Annotated in this window: 12 protein-coding genes; 1 reads left to right on the top strand and 11 read right to left on the bottom strand. The window is 50.7% G+C overall.

The window, feature by feature from the left end:
* Positions 1 to 68: 68 nt before the first annotated feature.
* The 5 genes from purL to ACTHTK_RS01100 all read right to left on the bottom strand — a co-directional run bounded on the left by purL (position 69) and on the right by ACTHTK_RS01100 (position 9,766).
* A complete protein-coding gene (gene purL, locus ACTHTK_RS01120; protein ID WP_107723314.1) occupies positions 69 to 3,965 on the bottom strand; it encodes a phosphoribosylformylglycinamidine synthase in 3,897 nt (1,298 codons plus the stop codon).
* A gap of 308 nt (positions 3,966 to 4,273) precedes the next feature.
* Complete coding sequence (rep, locus tag ACTHTK_RS01115) at positions 4,274 to 6,274, bottom strand: DNA helicase Rep (RefSeq protein ID WP_440378238.1); 2,001 nt, start codon at positions 6,272 to 6,274, stop codon at positions 4,274 to 4,276.
* A 90-nt stretch (positions 6,275 to 6,364) separates the two neighbouring features.
* Complete coding sequence (locus ACTHTK_RS01110) at positions 6,365 to 7,300, bottom strand: dihydroorotate oxidase (protein ID WP_440378237.1); 936 nt, start codon at positions 7,298 to 7,300, stop codon at positions 6,365 to 6,367.
* A 227-nt stretch (positions 7,301 to 7,527) separates the two neighbouring features.
* Positions 7,528 to 8,709: an aspartate aminotransferase family protein gene (locus tag ACTHTK_RS01105; RefSeq protein WP_440378236.1), complete on the bottom strand. Its 1,182-nt coding sequence runs from the start codon at positions 8,707 to 8,709 to the stop codon at positions 7,528 to 7,530.
* 112 nt (positions 8,710 to 8,821) lie between these two features.
* The gene (locus ACTHTK_RS01100) at positions 8,822 to 9,766 is read right to left on the bottom strand and encodes a class I SAM-dependent methyltransferase (RefSeq protein WP_107723310.1); all 945 of its coding nucleotides are present in this window, start codon (positions 9,764 to 9,766) and stop codon (positions 8,822 to 8,824) included.
* A 337-nt stretch (positions 9,767 to 10,103) separates the two neighbouring features.
* Here ACTHTK_RS01100 and ACTHTK_RS01095 point away from each other — a divergent pair, with 337 nt between their 5' ends.
* A complete protein-coding gene (locus ACTHTK_RS01095; RefSeq protein WP_371459217.1) occupies positions 10,104 to 11,513 on the top strand; it encodes a DEAD/DEAH box helicase in 1,410 nt (469 codons plus the stop codon).
* A gap of 128 nt (positions 11,514 to 11,641) precedes the next feature.
* Here the strand turns inward: ACTHTK_RS01095 and leuB are convergent, their stop codons facing one another.
* The 6 genes from leuB to ACTHTK_RS01065 form a co-directional block, all read right to left on the bottom strand.
* Positions 11,642 to 12,712 (bottom strand): 3-isopropylmalate dehydrogenase, encoded by a 1,071-nt coding sequence (gene leuB / locus ACTHTK_RS01090; protein WP_371459216.1) that lies wholly within the window; start codon positions 12,710 to 12,712, stop codon positions 11,642 to 11,644.
* A gap of 66 nt (positions 12,713 to 12,778) precedes the next feature.
* Complete coding sequence (locus tag ACTHTK_RS01085; protein WP_371459215.1) at positions 12,779 to 13,642, bottom strand: DUF1444 family protein; 864 nt, start codon at positions 13,640 to 13,642, stop codon at positions 12,779 to 12,781.
* Between the two features lie 37 nt (positions 13,643 to 13,679).
* Complete coding sequence (locus ACTHTK_RS01080; RefSeq protein ID WP_440378235.1) at positions 13,680 to 14,141, bottom strand: YhcH/YjgK/YiaL family protein; 462 nt, start codon at positions 14,139 to 14,141, stop codon at positions 13,680 to 13,682.
* A gap of 98 nt (positions 14,142 to 14,239) precedes the next feature.
* Positions 14,240 to 14,908 carry a DUF2625 domain-containing protein gene (locus ACTHTK_RS01075; protein ID WP_440378234.1) on the bottom strand — a complete coding sequence of 223 codons (669 nt, stop codon included), beginning with the start codon at positions 14,906 to 14,908 and terminating at the stop codon, positions 14,240 to 14,242.
* Between the two features lie 68 nt (positions 14,909 to 14,976).
* Positions 14,977 to 15,618 carry a 3-isopropylmalate dehydratase small subunit gene (gene leuD / locus ACTHTK_RS01070; protein ID WP_003677355.1) on the bottom strand — a complete coding sequence of 214 codons (642 nt, stop codon included), beginning with the start codon at positions 15,616 to 15,618 and terminating at the stop codon, positions 14,977 to 14,979.
* A gap of 45 nt (positions 15,619 to 15,663) precedes the next feature.
* Positions 15,664 to 16,029: a VOC family protein gene (locus ACTHTK_RS01065; RefSeq protein ID WP_049331002.1), complete on the bottom strand. Its 366-nt coding sequence runs from the start codon at positions 16,027 to 16,029 to the stop codon at positions 15,664 to 15,666.
* Positions 16,030 to 16,072: the final 43 nt, after the last annotated feature.

The following is a 16,072-nucleotide window of genomic DNA, read 5'->3' as shown; positions in this document are numbered from 1 at the left end:
GTTGGAGCGAAGTCCGATGTGCCTATTTCAGACGACCTTTTCTTTAAAGCCGAATCAAATCAGCCTGGTTAACCCAAAGCTTTTCTTGCGCCGGCAAAGAGGCGGTACCAGCCGGACAATTCCGTCCAGTCTTCCGGTTTCCAGCTCATTTGTGCGGCGCGGTACACGCGTTCCGGATGCGGCATCATGATGGTAACGCGGCCGTCGGCGTTGGTCACACCGGCAATACCTTGAGGCGAGCCGTTAGGGTTGAGCGGATAAGTTTGGGTCACTTGGTTTTGACCGTCTACATATTGTAGCGCAATGCCCAAATCGGCAGAAATGTTGCCGCCGTGAAGTGCGAAGTCGGCGCGGCCTTCGCCGTGGCTGACCACGACAGGCAGGCTGGAGCCTTGCATTTCGTTCAGAATCAGCGACGCGGATTTCGGAACATGAACCATACTCAGGCGCGCTTCAAACTGTTCGCTCAAGTTGCGTTTGAACTTCGGCCATGTTTCTGCGCCCGGGATAATTTCGGCAAGGTTGCTGACCATTTGACAGCCGTTGCACACGCCCAATGTCAGCGTGTTCGGATCGGCAAAGAAGGCGGCAAATTGATCGCGCAGAGCAGGGTGGAACAGAATCGATTTCGCCCAGCCTTCGCCTGCACCGAGTACATCGCCGTAGCTGAAGCCGCCGCACGCCGCCAGCATTTTGAAGTCGGCAAGGTGGACGCGGCCTGCCATCAGGTCGGACATATGCACGTCGTAAGCATCGAAACCGGCGCGGGTGAAGGCGGCGGCCATTTCAATTTGCCCGTTTACGCCCTGTTCGCGCAGGATGGCGATTTTGGGTTTCGCGCCGCTGTTGATGAATGGCGCGGCGATATCTTCGTTTACATCAAACTTCACGTCGGCAAACAATGCGCTGCGTTCGTTGTCGTCAATCAGGGCAAACTCGCTGTCGGCGCAGGCAGGGTTGTCGCGCAGGCGTTGGATGGCGTGGCTGGTTTCCTGCCATGCGCGTTGTAGGTCGGCGCGGTTTTGTTCCAATACGATGCCTGCTTGGTTACGGATAACGATTTTCTCGTCAGTACCGATGGTCGCAACGGTATGCAGTGCCAAATCAGCTTCTTTAAACAAGGCTTCTACGGCCGCTACATCTTGTTTGGCAATTTGAATCACTGCGCCCAGCTCTTCATTGAATAATGCGCAAATGCTGGCTTCGTTGGCATCGGCTTGGTTGGTAACCAGCGAGGTCAAATCCACATTGACGCCGATGCGGCCTGCAAACGCCATTTCTACCAAAGCGGCAAACAAGCCGCCGTCGCTGCGGTCATGGTACGCCAAGAGTTTGTCTTCGGCGACAAGCTGTTGAATCACGTTGTAAAACGCTTTCAGACGGCCTGTATCGTCTAAATCAGGCGCGTCGCCGGTCATATTGTTGTAAACCTGACCGAATGCAGAGCCGCCCATGCGCGCTTTGCCGTTGCCCAAGTCAACCAGCAGCAATACGCTGTCTTCGACGTTTTTTAATTCAGGCGTAACAGTCTTGCGTACGTCTTCCACCGGCGCAAACGCCGAAATAATCAGGCTTAAAGGCGAAACCACGGATTTTTGTGCGCCGTTATCCTGCCATACGGTTTTCATCGACAGGCTGTCTTTACCCACCGGAATGCTCAAATCCAATGCCTGACAGGCTTTGGAAACGGCTTCGACGGTGCGGTAGAGTTTTTCGTCTTCGCCTTCGTTACCGCACGCAGCCATCCAGTTGGCGGAGAGTTTGATGTTGCCGATGTCGCCGATATTGACCGCAGCGATGTTGGTGATGGCTTCGCCGACGCACATTCTGCCCGAAGCAGGCGCGTCAAACAGGGCGACGGTTGGTTTTTCGCCCATAGACATCGCTTCGCCGCGATAGGTATTGAAGCCCATCATGGTTACGGCGCAGTCGGCTACGGGGGTTTGGTATTTGCCGACCATTTGGTCGCGGTGGGTCATGCCGCCGACGCTGCGGTCGCCGATGGTAATCAGGAAGTTTTTGGCGGCTACGGTAGGCAGGCGCAAAACGCGGTAGGCGGCTTCGGTAATGTCAATATCGCCGGCGTTAAACGGTTTTTCAGACGGCGTAACTGTTTTGTCGGTACGCGTGGTTTTGGGCGGTTTGCCGAGCAAAACGTTCAACGGCAAATCGACAGGATTGTTGGAGAACAAGTCGTCGCGCACTTTCAAATGGCCGTCGTCGGTCGCCGTGCCGATTACGGCAAACGGGCAGCGTTCGCGTTCGCAGATGGCGCGGAAGGTCTCCAAATCTTTTTCCAAAATCGATAACACATAACGTTCTTGCGATTCGTTACACCAAATCTGCAACGGATTGAGGCCATGTTCTTCCAGCGGTACTTCACGCAGCTTGAATACCGCGCCGCGTCCGGCATCGTTGACGAGCTCGGGGAAGGCGTTGGACAAGCCGCCTGCGCCGACGTCGTGAATGGAGATAATCGGGTTCTTATCGCCGAGCTGCCAGCAGCGGTCGATCACTTCTTGCGCGCGACGTTCGATTTCGGGATTGCCGCGTTGGACGGAGTTGAAGTCCAAAGACGCATCGTTCGTGCCGGTATTCATGGAAGAAGCCGCGCCACCGCCTAAACCGATAAGCATACCCGGGCCGCCCAGTTGGATCAGCAATGCGCCTTCGGGGATTTCGTCTTTGTGTGTTTGCTGCGCCTGAATGCTGCCCAAGCCGCCGGCAATCATAATCGGTTTGTGATAGCCGCGAACCTGACCGTCGAACTTCTCTTCAAAAGTGCGGAAGTAGCCCAAGAGGTTCGGGCGGCCGAATTCGTTGTTGAATGCCGCGCCGCCGATCGGGCCTTCAATCATGATGTCTAAAGGAGAAGCAATATGGCCGGGTTTGCCGTAGGCTTGTTCCCAAGGCTGCTCCAGGCCCGGAATATTCAGGTTGGAGACGGTAAAGCCGGTCAAGCCTGCTTTCGGACGTGAGCCTTTGCCTGTTGCGCCTTCGTCGCGGATTTCGCCGCCCGCGCCCGTCGCCGCACCCGCAAACGGCGCGATGGCGGTCGGGTGGTTGTGTGTTTCCACCTTCATGATGATATGGGTGTCTTCTTCGTGGAAACGGTAGCCTTGGTTTTCCGCCGCATTCGGATAGAAACGCTCGACTTTTGCGCCTTCGATCACGGACGAATTGTCTTTATAGGCAACGACTGTGCCTTCGGGATGCGCATTGTGCGTATCGCGTATCATGCCGAAAAGGGATTTCGGCTGTTTTTCGCCGTTGAGGATGAAGTCGGCGTTGAAGATTTTGTGGCGGCAGTGTTCGCTGTTTGCCTGAGCGAACATCATCAATTCAACATCGGACGGATTGCGGTTTAAAACTTGGTAGTTTTCGACCAGATAATCGATTTCGTCGGCTGAAAGTGCCAAACCCATTTCGGTATTGGCTTTGACCAATGCCTCTTTACCGCCGCCCAATACATCTACGCTGGAGAAGGTTTCCGATTGGATGTGGTGGAACAGTTGCGCCGCTGCATCGATGTCGGTCAACACGCTTTCGGTCATGCGGTCGTGCAATAGGGCTGCCCATTGTTGTTTTTGCCCGTCGGTAAGCGCACCTTCCAACCATACGGCCATGCCGCGTTCAATACGCTCAATGCCTTCCAAACCGCAGTTTTCGGCGATATTGGTCGCCTTGGAAGCCCACGGCGAAATCGTACCCAAACGGGGCGTTACCAAAAATAAATGCAAGCCCTCGCGCGCTTTGGGCGTTTGTTCAACGCTTTGCGCTGCCAGTAAGGCTTGCAGTTTTTCGACTGTCGCGGCATCAAGTGCTTTTTCGCTACCGACAAAATACCAAAATTCGCTGCTTAATTTGACTTCGGGCAGGCCGAGTGCGGCTGCTTTTTGAAAGAGTTTTTCAACACGGAAATCGGAAAGGGCGGTTACACCGCGCAAGGGCAGAACAACAGACATGGATTCAGCTCACAAAATGCAGTTGGGGAATCCATTATTATACCTGAAAAATGCGATTTTGCTTGTGAATTTATACTTCAAGTGTTGACAATTTTTGCTTATAAATTGAAGGGAAATGGAGCAATCGTGTCGCTTGATTTTTTTATTTTGTACCTGATTATTCGATTATTTTTGTTTATTTTTGAAGAATCGGGAGGAATGGGAATAGATGGGCATAAAGGTATAAAGTAAAAAATTATTTTATTGTTGACTTTGACATTTTGCTGACAATAAGGCCGTCTGAAAGGTTGCTTTCAGATGGCCTTGCTTTATCCTTTTCTTTTGTTTCCCAGCATATCCAGCAAACCCGCCAGATTGCTTTTCCCTTCTTCCTTGCTCACAATCGGCTCGCCGCCTTTGCGGCCTAAAATCTTGATGTCTTCCTGCGGCATTTCGTCTATGAAGCGGCTCGGCTCGGGGAACTGCCATGTGCCTTGCTTTTTGCGTTTGAGGCAGTGGGTCAGTGTAAGCTGGCGTTTGGCGCGGGTAATGCCGACGTACATCAGGCGGCGTTCTTCTTCGACATTGTCTTCTTCTATGCTGTCATTATGCGGCAAGATACCTTCTTCGCAACCGACAAGGAAAACGTAGGGGTATTCCAAACCTTTGGAAGCGTGCAGGGTGGAAAGTTTGACGGCATCGACTTCTTCTTCACTTTTGCCTTCCAAAAGCGTCATCAGGGCGATGGTTTGGGCAAGCTCGATGATGTTTTTGCCGTCTTGCTCGCCTTTGCGTTCCAGCCAGCCAGTCAGGTCGGTAACGTTGCGCCATTTGATTTCGCCTGCTTTGCCTTCTTCGTTTGCCAACAGGTGGTTTTCGTAGTCGATTTCTCTCAGCAGGTTATGGATAAGCTCGCCTGCTTCGCTGATTTCGGCTTTGGCGCGGTAGTTTTCAATCATATCCATGAAGGCTTGCAGGTGTTGGCGGTTGGTATTGTTCAACAGGGCAAGCGCTTCTTCGGTCTGCGCGGCTTCATATAGGCTGCATTCGTGTTCGTGCGCGTAGGTGTTGAGTTTGCCCAGCGTGACGTCGCCGATACCGCGTTTGGGCGTGGTCACGGCGCGCAGGAAGGCGGGATCGTCGTTGGGATTGGCAAGCAGGCGCAAATAGGACAAAACGTCTTTGATTTCGGCTTTGTCGAAAAAACTCTGCCCGCCGGAGAGTTGATAAGGAACGCGCGCGCTGCGCAAGGCTTCTTCAAAAATTCGCGCTTGATGGTTGCCACGGTATAACACGGCGAAATCGGCGTATTGGGTTTTGTCGCCGCCGACCAGCTTCTGCTTGACGATTTGGCTGACAACCCAGTCGGCTTCGTGCTGCTCGCTTTGACAGGCAACGACCTTGACGATTTCGCCTTCGCCGAACTGCGACCAAAGTTTTTTGGTGAACAGCTTGGGGTTGTTTTCAATCACTTTGTTGGCGATTTTAAGAATCCGCGCGGTGGAGCGGTAGTTTTGCTCCAGCTTGATGACTTTCATCTGTGGATAGTCTTCCTGCATTTTACGCAGGTTTTCCATGTTTGCGCCGCGCCATGCGTAGATGGACTGGTCGTCATCGCCGACAGCGGTAAACATGCCTTCCGCGCCGGTCAGAAGCTTCATCAGGGTGAATTGGCAGGTGTTAGTGTCTTGGCATTCATCAACCAGCAGATAACGCAGCCGCCACTGCCATTTATTGCGCACTTCGCTGTTTTGCTGCAACAGCACGGCAGGCAGGCGAATTAAGTCGTCGAAGTCCACCGCCTGATAGCTTTGCAGGGTTTCCTGATAGCTCGCATACACGCGCGCTGTTTGCTCTTCCCACACATTAGCGGCCGTCTGAACTACTTCTTCAGGCGTCTTTAAATCGTTTTTCCAAAGGGAAATTTGATGTTGCGCTTTGAATATGGCTTCTTTGCCCGTACCGCCCAAGAGTTCGCCGATGATTTTTGCGCTGTCGGTAGAGTCGAGAATGGAAAAGTTTTTTTTATAACCGATATGGTTCGCTTCTTCGCGCAAAATCTTCATACCCAAAGAGTGGAAGGTGCAAATCGTCAGCCCGCGCGTTTGCGACTTGGGCAGCATTTTAGAGACGCGCTCCTGCATTTCCGTGGCGGCTTTATTGGTAAATGTAATCGCTGCAACGGTATGCGGCAGATAGCCTATATTGACAATCAAATGCTTGATTTTTTGCGTAATCACACCGGTTTTGCCGCTGCCTGCGCCGGCAAGGACGAGCAGGGGGCCGCCTAGATATTTGACCGCGGCTTGCTGTTGGGGGTTGAGTTTCATTGAAGGGGAAGACGGGTAATGTGGGGAGCAATTATACAACAAGGCCGTCTGAAATTTTCAGACGGCCTTGGGCGTTTTTTAGAGTAAACCTTATTCAAAATATTTCAATTTGCCTTTGAAGTCTTCCAGCTTCTCATAGCCTTTTTGCGCCATGATGGCTTTTAATTCAAGGGAAACCCGTTCAAAAATACCGACGCCTTGCTGGTGTAGCGCCGTGCCGATCTGCACCATGCTTGCGCCGCACAAGATGTGTTCAAACGCATCACGGCCGCTGTAAACGCCGCCGGTTCCGATGACTTGGATAGACGGATCCAGTCTTTGATAGAACGCGTGGACATTGGCGAGCGCAGTCGGTTTGATGTATTGGCCTCCAATGCCGCCGAAGCCGTTTTTCGGGCGGATGACGACGGATTCGTCTTCGATATACATGCCGTTGCCGATGGAGTTGACGCAGTTGACGAATTTTAGGGGATAGCGGTTGAACACTTTCGCCGCTTGATCGAAATGGGCAATATCAAAATACGGCGGTAGCTTGATGCCCAATGGCTTGTCGAAGTAGGTAAAGGCATTATCCAAAATCATCTCGGTTGTTTCAAAGTCGTAGGCGATTTGCGGTTTGCCGGGGACGTTTGGGCAGGATAGGTTGAGTTCGGTAATGCCGTTAAACCCGCTATTTTGCACCTTTTCCAACAGGATATGTGTTTCGCCGGGCAACAGACCGACCAGTGATAGGAAAAATGTCCGTTCCGGCTGAGATTCTTGAAGGGTAAGCAGGTAATTCAGATAGTAATCAATGCCTTGATTCGGCAAACCCATCGAATTGATGCTGCCGAGAGGTACGTCCCGATAACGCGGCTCGGGGTTGCCTTGACGAGGGGTAAGCGTTGCGGTCTTGGTAATGAAAGTGCCTGCCGAAGACTGTCTGACTGCTTCCAATTCCTCAACAGTCATACACGACACACCTGCTGCGTTCATCAGACAGTTGTCAAAAGAAAAACCGGCGATTTGGGTTTTCAATGATACCATCTCCTGCTCCTTTTCTTCGTAAAATCAAATTGTTTGCCAAGCGTAACACGAAGAAGCGGTACGATTTTTAACAAACATCAAATGACAAAGCATGTAGGCGGATGTTGTTTTCAATATTGAAAAAAGGCCGTCTGAAAAACTCAAACAGTCTTTCAGACGGCCTTTACTATATGGCATCAATTAGGGAATAAAAGCTGTCGGCTGATTTGGATATTGGGTTTTAAAAATCAGGCCAACCATTCGGCCAAGGCTGCTTCAAAACGTTTCAAGCCTTCAGCCATGTCTTCATCGTTCAGCAGCAGGCTGGGGGCGAAGCGCACGACATTGGCGCCGGCAACCAGTACCATCAGGCCGTGTTTTAAAGCGGCGGCGGTAATTTCTGATGCCTTGCCTGCGTATTCGTCTGCCAATACGCAGCCGAGCAGCAAGCCCATGCCGCGGACTTCTTTAAATACGCCGGTCTTTTCGCCTATTTCACGCAAGGCCGTCTGAAGTTTTTGGCCTTGTTGTTTAACGTGTGCCAATGTTTCGGTCGCATTGATGATGTCAAACGCACGGCTGCCGACCGCACACGCCATCGGATTGCCGCCAAAGGTCGAGCCATGCGTTCCAGGGCCGAAGGTTGGGGCGATTTTATCGGTGGTCAGAATCGCGCCAATCGGGAAGCCGCCGCCCAAGGCTTTGGCGGAGCTGAGGATATCGGGTGTTACGCCGTAATGCTCGTAGGCAAACAGTTTGCCTGTATGCCCCATGCCGGTTTGCACTTCGTCCAAAATCAGCAAGGTGCCGTGTTTGTCGCATAAACGGCGTGCGGCTTGCAGATATTCTTGAGTGGCAGGCAGAATGCCGCTTTCGCCTTGAATCGGCTCGATAATCACGGCGCAGGTTTTGTCGCTGACGGCTGCTTCCAATGCGGCAACATCATTGAAGGGAACGTGGGTAATGCCGGCCGGCAGCGGCGCGTAGTCTTTGCTGTATTTGGGCTGGCCGCCGACGGATACGGTAAACAGGGTGCGGCCGTGGAAGCTGTTGAGGCAGGAGATGATTTCGGTTTTGTGTTCGCCAAAATGATCGCGGCCGTATTTGCGCGCCAGTTTCAGCGCGGCTTCATTGGCCTCTGCGCCGGAGTTGCAGAAAAATACTTTGTCGGCGAAGGTGTTTTCGACCAATTTTTTGGCCAATTCTTGCGCCGGTTGGGTAGTGTAGATATTAGAAATGTGCCAAAGTTTTTGCGACTGTTCGGTCAAGGCTGCGACCAAATCAGGATGGCAATGGCCCAGCGCGTTCACAGCAATACCGCCTGACAGGTCAATGTATTCTCGTCTTTCGGTATCCCAAACCCGGCTGCCGAGCGCGCGTTCTGGAATCATGGGGGTGAATGAGAAATTGGGCGTCAGGTAGTTTTGCATGTTATTTTCCTTTTGATATTGTCAACAATTTCTTCAATTATGCGCCTATTGATTGAGAGATTCAATATGGTAATCAGGCCGTCTGAAAACTGGCTTTCAGACGGCCTGATGCTTATTTATGCTTGATTTCCCAGCATTGATGAATTTTTTTGTTGCGGAAATCGTCGGGAACGGACTGCTTGGAAATGTCTTTGACCGCATATTGTTCCGCGACCGAATCGTCCAACACAAAGCTGCGTAGGTTGTTGGAGAAGTACAAAATACCGTCTGAAGCGAGCAGGTTCATTGCGCCGTCAATCAGCTTTTTATGGTCGCGCTGGATGTCGAGAATGTCGAGCATCTTTTTGCTGTTGGAGAAGCTGGGCGGATCCATGACGATAAGGTCGAACTGTTTGCCTTCGGCAGCGGCGTTTTGCAGGTATTGGAACACGTCGGCGCGGACGATTTTGTGTTGTTCGGTGTCGATGCCGTTGAGTTCGAAATTGCGTTTCGCCCAATCGAGATATGTGTTGGACAAATCGACAGTTTCACTGGATAACGCGCCGCCGGTTGCGGCATAGACGGTAAAGCTGCCTGTGTAGGAAAACAGGTTGAGGAAGCGTTTGCCCTCTGCGGTTTCGCCTACTTTTTTGCGCGTGTTGCGGTGGTCAAGGAAGAGGCCGGTGTCGAGGTATTTGTCGAGGTTGACCCAAAACTTGCGGCCGTTTTCAGTGATGACGAAATCGTCGCCGGTTTTGCCGGTTTTCTCGTATTGTTGTAAACCTTTTTGACGTTCTCGGCGTTTGAGGTGGATTTGTTCGGGTGCAAAACCGGTCACAAAACCGACGGCCTCCAATACATCCGCAAGCCATGTTTCGTATTCTTCGAGCTGCATCAGCCAGCCGGTATCGTATTCCTGAAGATGGATTTGGTCGCCGTAAACATCGACGGCAAAGGGAAATTGGGGAATATCGCGGTCATAAATGCGCCAGGCTTCGATATTATTGCGTTTGGCCCATTTCATAAGATGTTTGATGTTTTTGCCCAAGCGGTTGGCAAAGGGGGTAATGTCGGTCATGGTTTTCAGACGGCCTGAATAAGTATTGGGAAGGGGTTGGATTTTAACGCACTTGATGCCTTTTTGCTTGACTGTTATCCATAAAATCTATATTATCCGCCGTTCGCCTTTTGATACGAAGCCATCGTCATCCAACCTAAACCGCCGTTTCGGGCGCGTTTCTTTTATTGCTTGCATATTTGCAAAGCCTTTTCTGTGCAGGTTGTCGTCGATGTTAACCACAAGCAAGATGCTTGCGACAACCCTGTAACTTCACATTTCCCGTATCGTTACTTTCCTTTGCTTCAGGTCGTCTGAAATTGTTCAGGCGTGCGCGTTGTTGTCTCTTAGGATAGATATGTCTATTAAATTTGCCGATTTGAACCTTGATAAAAACATTTTGTCTGCCGTAAGCAGCGAGGGTTATGAAAGCCCGACCCCGATTCAGGCGCAAGCGATTCCGTTTGCTTTGGACGGCCGCGACATTATGGCTTCGGCACAAACCGGTTCAGGAAAAACCGCAGCCTTCCTGCTGCCGACTTTGCAAAAACTGACCAAGCGCAGCGAAAAACCGGGCAAAGGCCCGCGCGCTTTGGTATTGACCCCGACCCGCGAACTGGCGGCTCAAGTGGAAAAAAACGCGCTGGCGTATGCTAAAAATATGCGTTGGTTCCGTACTGTCAGCATTGTTGGCGGTGCATCTTTCGGCTATCAAACCCGTGCTCTGAGCAAACCGGTTGACCTGATTGTCGCCACTCCGGGCCGTCTGATGGACTTGATGCAGAGCGGCAAAGTTGATTTTGAACGTTTGGAAGTGCTGATTCTGGACGAAGCCGACCGTATGTTGGACATGGGCTTTATCGACGACATCGAAACCATCGTGGAAGCAACGCCGAGCGACCGTCAGACTTTGTTGTTCTCTGCCACTTGGGACGGCGCAGTGGGCAAACTGGCGCGCAAACTGACCAAAGACCCTGAAACCATCGAAGTTGAGCGTGTGGACGATCAAGGCAAAATCGAAGAGCAGCTGTTGTACTGCGACGATATGCGCCATAAAAACCGCCTGCTCGACCACATTTTGCGCGATGCCAATATCGACCAATGCGTGATCTTTACATCCACCAAAGCCATGACCGAAGTCATTGCGGATGAGTTGTACGAAAAAGGTTTTGCCGCCAACTGCCTGCACGGCGATATGCCGCAAGGCTGGCGTAACCGCACGCTGATGGACTTGCGCAAAGGCCGCTGCAAAATTTTGGTTGCCACCGACGTTGCCGCACGCGGTATCGACGTACCAACCATTACCCACGTTATCAACTACGACTTGCCGAAACAGGCTGAAGACTACGTTCACCGTATCGGCCGTACCGGCCGCGCAGGCCGCACCGGTATTGCGATTACTTTTGCCGAAGTGAACGAATACGTCAAAGTACACAAAATTGAAAAATACATCGGCCGTAAATTGCCTGAGCTGACCATCGAAGGCATGGAGCCGACACGCAAACGCAAATCTGCCGGCGCTAAACCGAAAGGCAAAGGCGGCTGGGGCGATCGTAAATCCGGCGGTTGGCGCGGTGATAAAAAACCGGCTAAAGAAGGTTTCGGCGGTAAAGCTCGCAGCGAAGGCCATAAAAAAGACGGTTTCAAGAAAGATGGCTTTAAGAAAGATGGTTTCAAAAAAGCTGACGGTTTCAAAAAAGGCAGCGAAGGCTTTAAAGGCAAGCGCAAGTCTAACGACAGCTTTGGCGGCAAACACAAAAGAGGTTGATTGCTTCAATCTTAAGGCCGTCTGAAATAAGACGAAAGGGCGTGTGAAGACACGCCCTTTTTTATGGTTTAAAGTTTTCGCATATAAAAAAGCGCGGGATTGATCCCACGCTTTTTTCAGACGGCCTCTTACAAAGCGGCCAATACGGCATCGCCCATTTCGGAGCAGGAAACCAGTTTGGTACCTTCTTCGTAAATGTCGCCGGTACGCAAGCCTTGTTGCAGTACTTTTTGTACGGCGTTTTCAACTTGTTGCGCGCGTACTTCGTCGTTCAGGCTGTAACGAAGCAACATGGCAAGAGACAATACGGTTGCCAGCGGATTGGCTTTGTTTTGACCGGCAATGTCGGGAGCAGAGCCATGGGATGGTTCGTACAGGCCTTTGCCGTTTTCGTCCAAAGAAGCGGAAGGCAGCATACCGATGGAACCGGTCAGCATGGAGGCTTCGTCGGAGAGGATATCGCCGAAGATGTTGCCGGTGGCAATCACATCAAATTGTTTGGGCGCACGCACGAGCTGCATGGCGGCGTTGTCGACGTACATATGGGAGAGCTCGACATCAGGGTATTCTTTGCCGATTTCTTCAAAGATTTCGCGCCACAGTTCGGTGGTTTCCAAAACGTTGGCTTTGCCTACGGAGCAGACTTTTTTGCTGCGTTTTTGGGCGGATTGGAAGGCAACGTGGGCAATACGGCGGATTTCGCTTTCGCTGTATTTCATGGTGTTATAACCTTCGCGTTCGCCGTTTTCCAAAACACGGATGCCGCGCGGCTCGCCAAAGTAAATATCGCCGGTCAGTTCGCGTACGATAAGGATGTCGAGGCCGGCTACGATTTCCGGTTTCAAAGTAGAAGCATTGGCTAGCTCTTTATACAAAATGGCAGGGCGCAAATTGGCAAACAGATTCAAGTCTTTACGGATGGCCAACAAGCCGCGCTCAGGGCGCAGCGGACGGTCGAGATTGTCGTATTGAGGAGAACCGACTGCACCAAGCAGTACCGCATCGGCTTTACGGCAAAGGTTTTGCGTGAATTCTGGATAAGGATGGCCGTATTCGTCATAGGCTTCGCCACCCAAAGGTGCGTATTCGTAGCTGACATCCAAACCTTGTTCGATAAGTTTGTCGAGTACACGGACGGTTTCTGCAACGATTTCAGGGCCGATGCCGTCGCCGCGCAAGATAGCGATATGTTTGGTCATTTCGGGTTTCCTTATGGGAAGGTTTTAGGTAAAGGACAGGTCGCCTGTTTTTCAGACGGCCTTAAATCAATTTGCTCTGAAAACGCTGATTGTACCATTATGGTACTGGTAAAGCTGGGTAGAAATCGCGTAGGCAGATTCTTCAAATGCTTGCAGTGCAATATTTGCCATCGCCTGCAAAGCCTCTTCATCGGATGGGCTGCAAACGAGCAGGGCGTTGCGTGCCGGGACTGCAAAAACGGGGTTGGCCGGCAGCATAGGATCATCTTTAAGTACTTCGTCCAAAAGCAAAATTAGGGAAGCATCATAGTCGTTGTCCAAATGAATTTGAGCCAATGACCAACCTTCGGCATGATGAATTTGGACACGTCCATTCATCCGTTGGCGCAAATTATCCATAGCGGTACGATACAAGGCGTCTTCATCTTCAATACCGGCCTCTTTCATATGTTCACGATTGAGCGTATGCATGGATTCTTCCGTATCCACCATATAAAGCAACATGATATCGCCGGCAATCGGTTTGTATACCAGGTAATCGTCAGGTTCGGCTTCGTCCGTATTTGTAATCAGTCTGGCATTTTCCAGATAAATCGTATTTTTAATCGTCGGAAGAATTTGTTGTGCTGAAACACTGGCATCAGTGTCTTGAATCTTATAGATAACCGCTAAATTGGCTGCAACAATAGCCTCCAAGGCCTCGGGATTTTGCAGATAACTTGTGTAATGGTTGCTCAAATATGTGCTGAACGATGCTTCATCGTCTTCGGAAAAATGGACAATGATAGGTGAAGACGCAATAGTTTCGCCCCAGTCGATTTCTGCCTCAAGATCCAATTCTTCTTGAATGCGACGGGCAAAGTATTCGACAAATTCCTGCCAAGTCATTAATTTAGGTTTGGAGCGGAACAACTTGCTGAAAAAAGACATATTGTGTCCTGATAAGGGGATAAGGCCGTCTGAAAAATTATAGACGCTCGGTTTCAACACGAATTTTAAAAACAACTTTGCGTATGTTCGCCCTGTCGCCGACCAATGGGGCATGCGCATCATTCGGGAAAAATAGCGCAAATTCGCCAGGCTCTAAGGTCAGCCAAGTCTCCGGCTCGCAGTTGAAAAACTCAATATCGCGCTTTTCATTGTAGCCTAAACCGTTTTTCAGACGGCCTCTGTCTATCCAGCCATACGTTTCGCTGCCATCAATCGGCGTTTGAATATCAATGTGTTTTAAGTGCGCTTCAGGCTGGGCTTCTTTCTGCGTCCTCATCGGCTCGCTGCCGATAAAAATACGGATATTGGGATTCTCGCATGGCACTTGGCCGTCCGGCAGCTTGGCAAAATCCAAGGTCTGCAACAGATGGAAGGCTTCTGCAAAGTCGGGATGCAAGGCAGCGTAGCGGGTGGCATTGCTTATGGTGTCGGTAATCATGGTGTGGTTAGATAGAAATTAAACTTCAGGATGTGAAGCCAATACGGTTTTCAGGATGCCTTATTTAATTCTGATAACAAGGCCGTCTGAAAGGGCTTTTATGGAGTTGTTTTGTGCAGATCCAAAGTGGAAGCATAATGTTCCGCAATAGGAATACGCTTGCGGCTGACTTGGTTTATATCGCTGCCTTCTTCAGTCCACAAAAACGGAAAGAACGTGTAAACGCTGTCGCCATTCAAATCATGGATTTCTTCGCGCCAATTTTCCCAACGCAGGTTTTCGTAAAACAACTGTAAATCGCCGGTCAATGCCCAATTTAAGAAGTCTCCATAACCTTTACCGCAATCTTCCCATTCCAGTGTATCCGGTGGCAGATAGAAAACATTACCTACTTTGCCATTCAATCCTCCGCCATTAATCGCAAAATAGCCTCCAGCAACATCATCGGCAAACAGATAATAGGGAGCAGGGCCTGCTGGCTCGGATTGTGTGCGGCCTAGATTCCAACTTCCTAAACCACGAGGTAGCTTCGCGTTACCGGAGCCAAGTATCCGCAACCAGCCGTTATCGATAAGGATGCCACCGGTTTCATAAACGACAGCGCCCATAAACGAACGTATTGTTACTTGGGTTTTGACAAGTTCTTCCTTTGCCTTTTTAAGCGTACGTGGCAGAACTTCAATACTGTTTGTCGCTTTCGCAATCCACTCTTGAATCAATGGCCATGCAGGGTCTTGGGTTTGGATTAATTCGTCGAATGATCTCATGGACTATCCCAAAGCATTCAGTAAAGGCCGTCTGAAACACTTAAATTTTTCAGACGGCCTTTTGTATATCAACCGTTAAACAGCCAAGGCTGGCTTTGGCGGCGTTTTTCTTCAAAGGCGTGAATTTCGTCAGCGTGTTGCAGGGTCAGGCCAATTTCGTCCAAGCCGTTTAAGAGGCAGTGTTTGCGGTGTTCGGTAATATCGAATGTGAATGTTTCGCCGCTAGGGGTGGTCAGGGTTTGCTCGGCAAGGTCGATGGAGAGTTGATAGCCTTCGTTGGCTTCGACTTCTTTGAAAAGCTGGTCCACCTGTTCTTCTGTCAAAACAATAGGCAAAAGGCCGTTTTTGTAACAGTTGTTGAAGAAGATGTCGGCAAAGCTGGGGGCGATGACGGCGCGGAAACCGTAGTCGTCCAATGCCCAAGGGGCGTGTTCGCGTGAAGATCCGCAACCGAAGTTTTTACGCGTCAACAGGATTTGTGCGCCTTGATAGCGTGGCTGGTTCAGGGAGAAATCCGGATTCAACGGGCGTTTGCTGTTGTCCATGCCCGGTTCGCCGTGGTCGAGGTAACGCCATTCATCAAAGGCATTGGGGCCGAAGCCGCTGCGTTTGATGGATTTCAAAAATTGTTTGGGAATGATAGCGTCGGTATCGACGTTGCTGCGGTCGAGCGGGGCGACGATGGCGGTAATTTTGGTAAAGGCTTTCATGTCAGATTCTTATAGTAATAATGGGAAATTTTATGGCTATTCTGGTTAGCGTGTGCTGTGCAAACCGATTCGGTTGCCTTCTGTATCTTCGATAAATGCTGCAAAGCCGTTGGCAATGCGGAATTTCTCTTGTAACAGTTTGCCGCCTGCTGCAACGGCTTTTTCTGCTGTTTCGGCACAATCCGGGCAATTGAAGAAAATGGTTGTACCGCCATGGCCGGGCTGGGCGTTGCTGTCGTGCCAAATCATGCCGGCCGTACCGTGTTGGGTGTAATCGGCCGGAAAAATGATGAAACGGAATCCATTGCCGCCAACGTCTTGCAGGGGTTTGCCGAATACGGATTCGTAAAAGGCTTTGGCACGATCCAAATCATGAGCGTGAATACCAAACCAGCTTGACGGATTACTCATTGTTTCTTCCTTTTGCTTGGAATCGTGAAACTGTCTGAACAAG

The sequence above is a fragment of the Neisseria sp. P0006.S009 genome (genome assembly GCF_051962915.1).
Taxonomy (GTDB): Bacteria; Pseudomonadota; Gammaproteobacteria; order Burkholderiales; family Neisseriaceae; genus Neisseria; species Neisseria subflava_E.
Note: the sequence above shows the minus strand (reverse complement) of the source record. Positions and strands in the feature narration are given on the sequence as shown.

Excerpts from the sequence above, each read along its gene's own strand:
- ACTHTK_RS01085 (WP_371459215.1), bottom strand. The coding sequence starts at position 13,642 with ATGTCTTTTTTCAGCAAGTTGTTCCGCTCCAAACCTAAATTAATGACT.
- ACTHTK_RS01110 (WP_440378237.1), bottom strand. The coding sequence starts at position 7,300 with ATGGTATCATTGAAAACCCAAATCGCCGGTTTTTCTTTTGACAACTGT.
- ACTHTK_RS01105 (WP_440378236.1), bottom strand. The coding sequence starts at position 8,709 with ATGCAAAACTACCTGACGCCCAATTTCTCATTCACCCCCATGATTCCA.
- leuB (WP_371459216.1), bottom strand. The coding sequence starts at position 12,712 with ATGACCAAACATATCGCTATCTTGCGCGGCGACGGCATCGGCCCTGAA.
- ACTHTK_RS01080 (WP_440378235.1), bottom strand. The coding sequence starts at position 14,141 with ATGATTACCGACACCATAAGCAATGCCACCCGCTACGCTGCCTTGCAT.
- ACTHTK_RS01075 (WP_440378234.1), bottom strand. The coding sequence starts at position 14,908 with ATGAGATCATTCGACGAATTAATCCAAACCCAAGACCCTGCATGGCCA.
- purL (WP_107723314.1), bottom strand. The coding sequence starts at position 3,965 with ATGTCTGTTGTTCTGCCCTTGCGCGGTGTAACCGCCCTTTCCGATTTC.
- ACTHTK_RS01095 (WP_371459217.1), top strand. The coding sequence starts at position 10,104 with ATGTCTATTAAATTTGCCGATTTGAACCTTGATAAAAACATTTTGTCT.
- ACTHTK_RS01100 (WP_107723310.1), bottom strand. The coding sequence starts at position 9,766 with ATGACCGACATTACCCCCTTTGCCAACCGCTTGGGCAAAAACATCAAA.
- ACTHTK_RS01065 (WP_049331002.1), bottom strand. The coding sequence starts at position 16,029 with ATGAGTAATCCGTCAAGCTGGTTTGGTATTCACGCTCATGATTTGGAT.
- leuD (WP_003677355.1), bottom strand. The coding sequence starts at position 15,618 with ATGAAAGCCTTTACCAAAATTACCGCCATCGTCGCCCCGCTCGACCGC.
- rep (WP_440378238.1), bottom strand. The coding sequence starts at position 6,274 with ATGAAACTCAACCCCCAACAGCAAGCCGCGGTCAAATATCTAGGCGGC.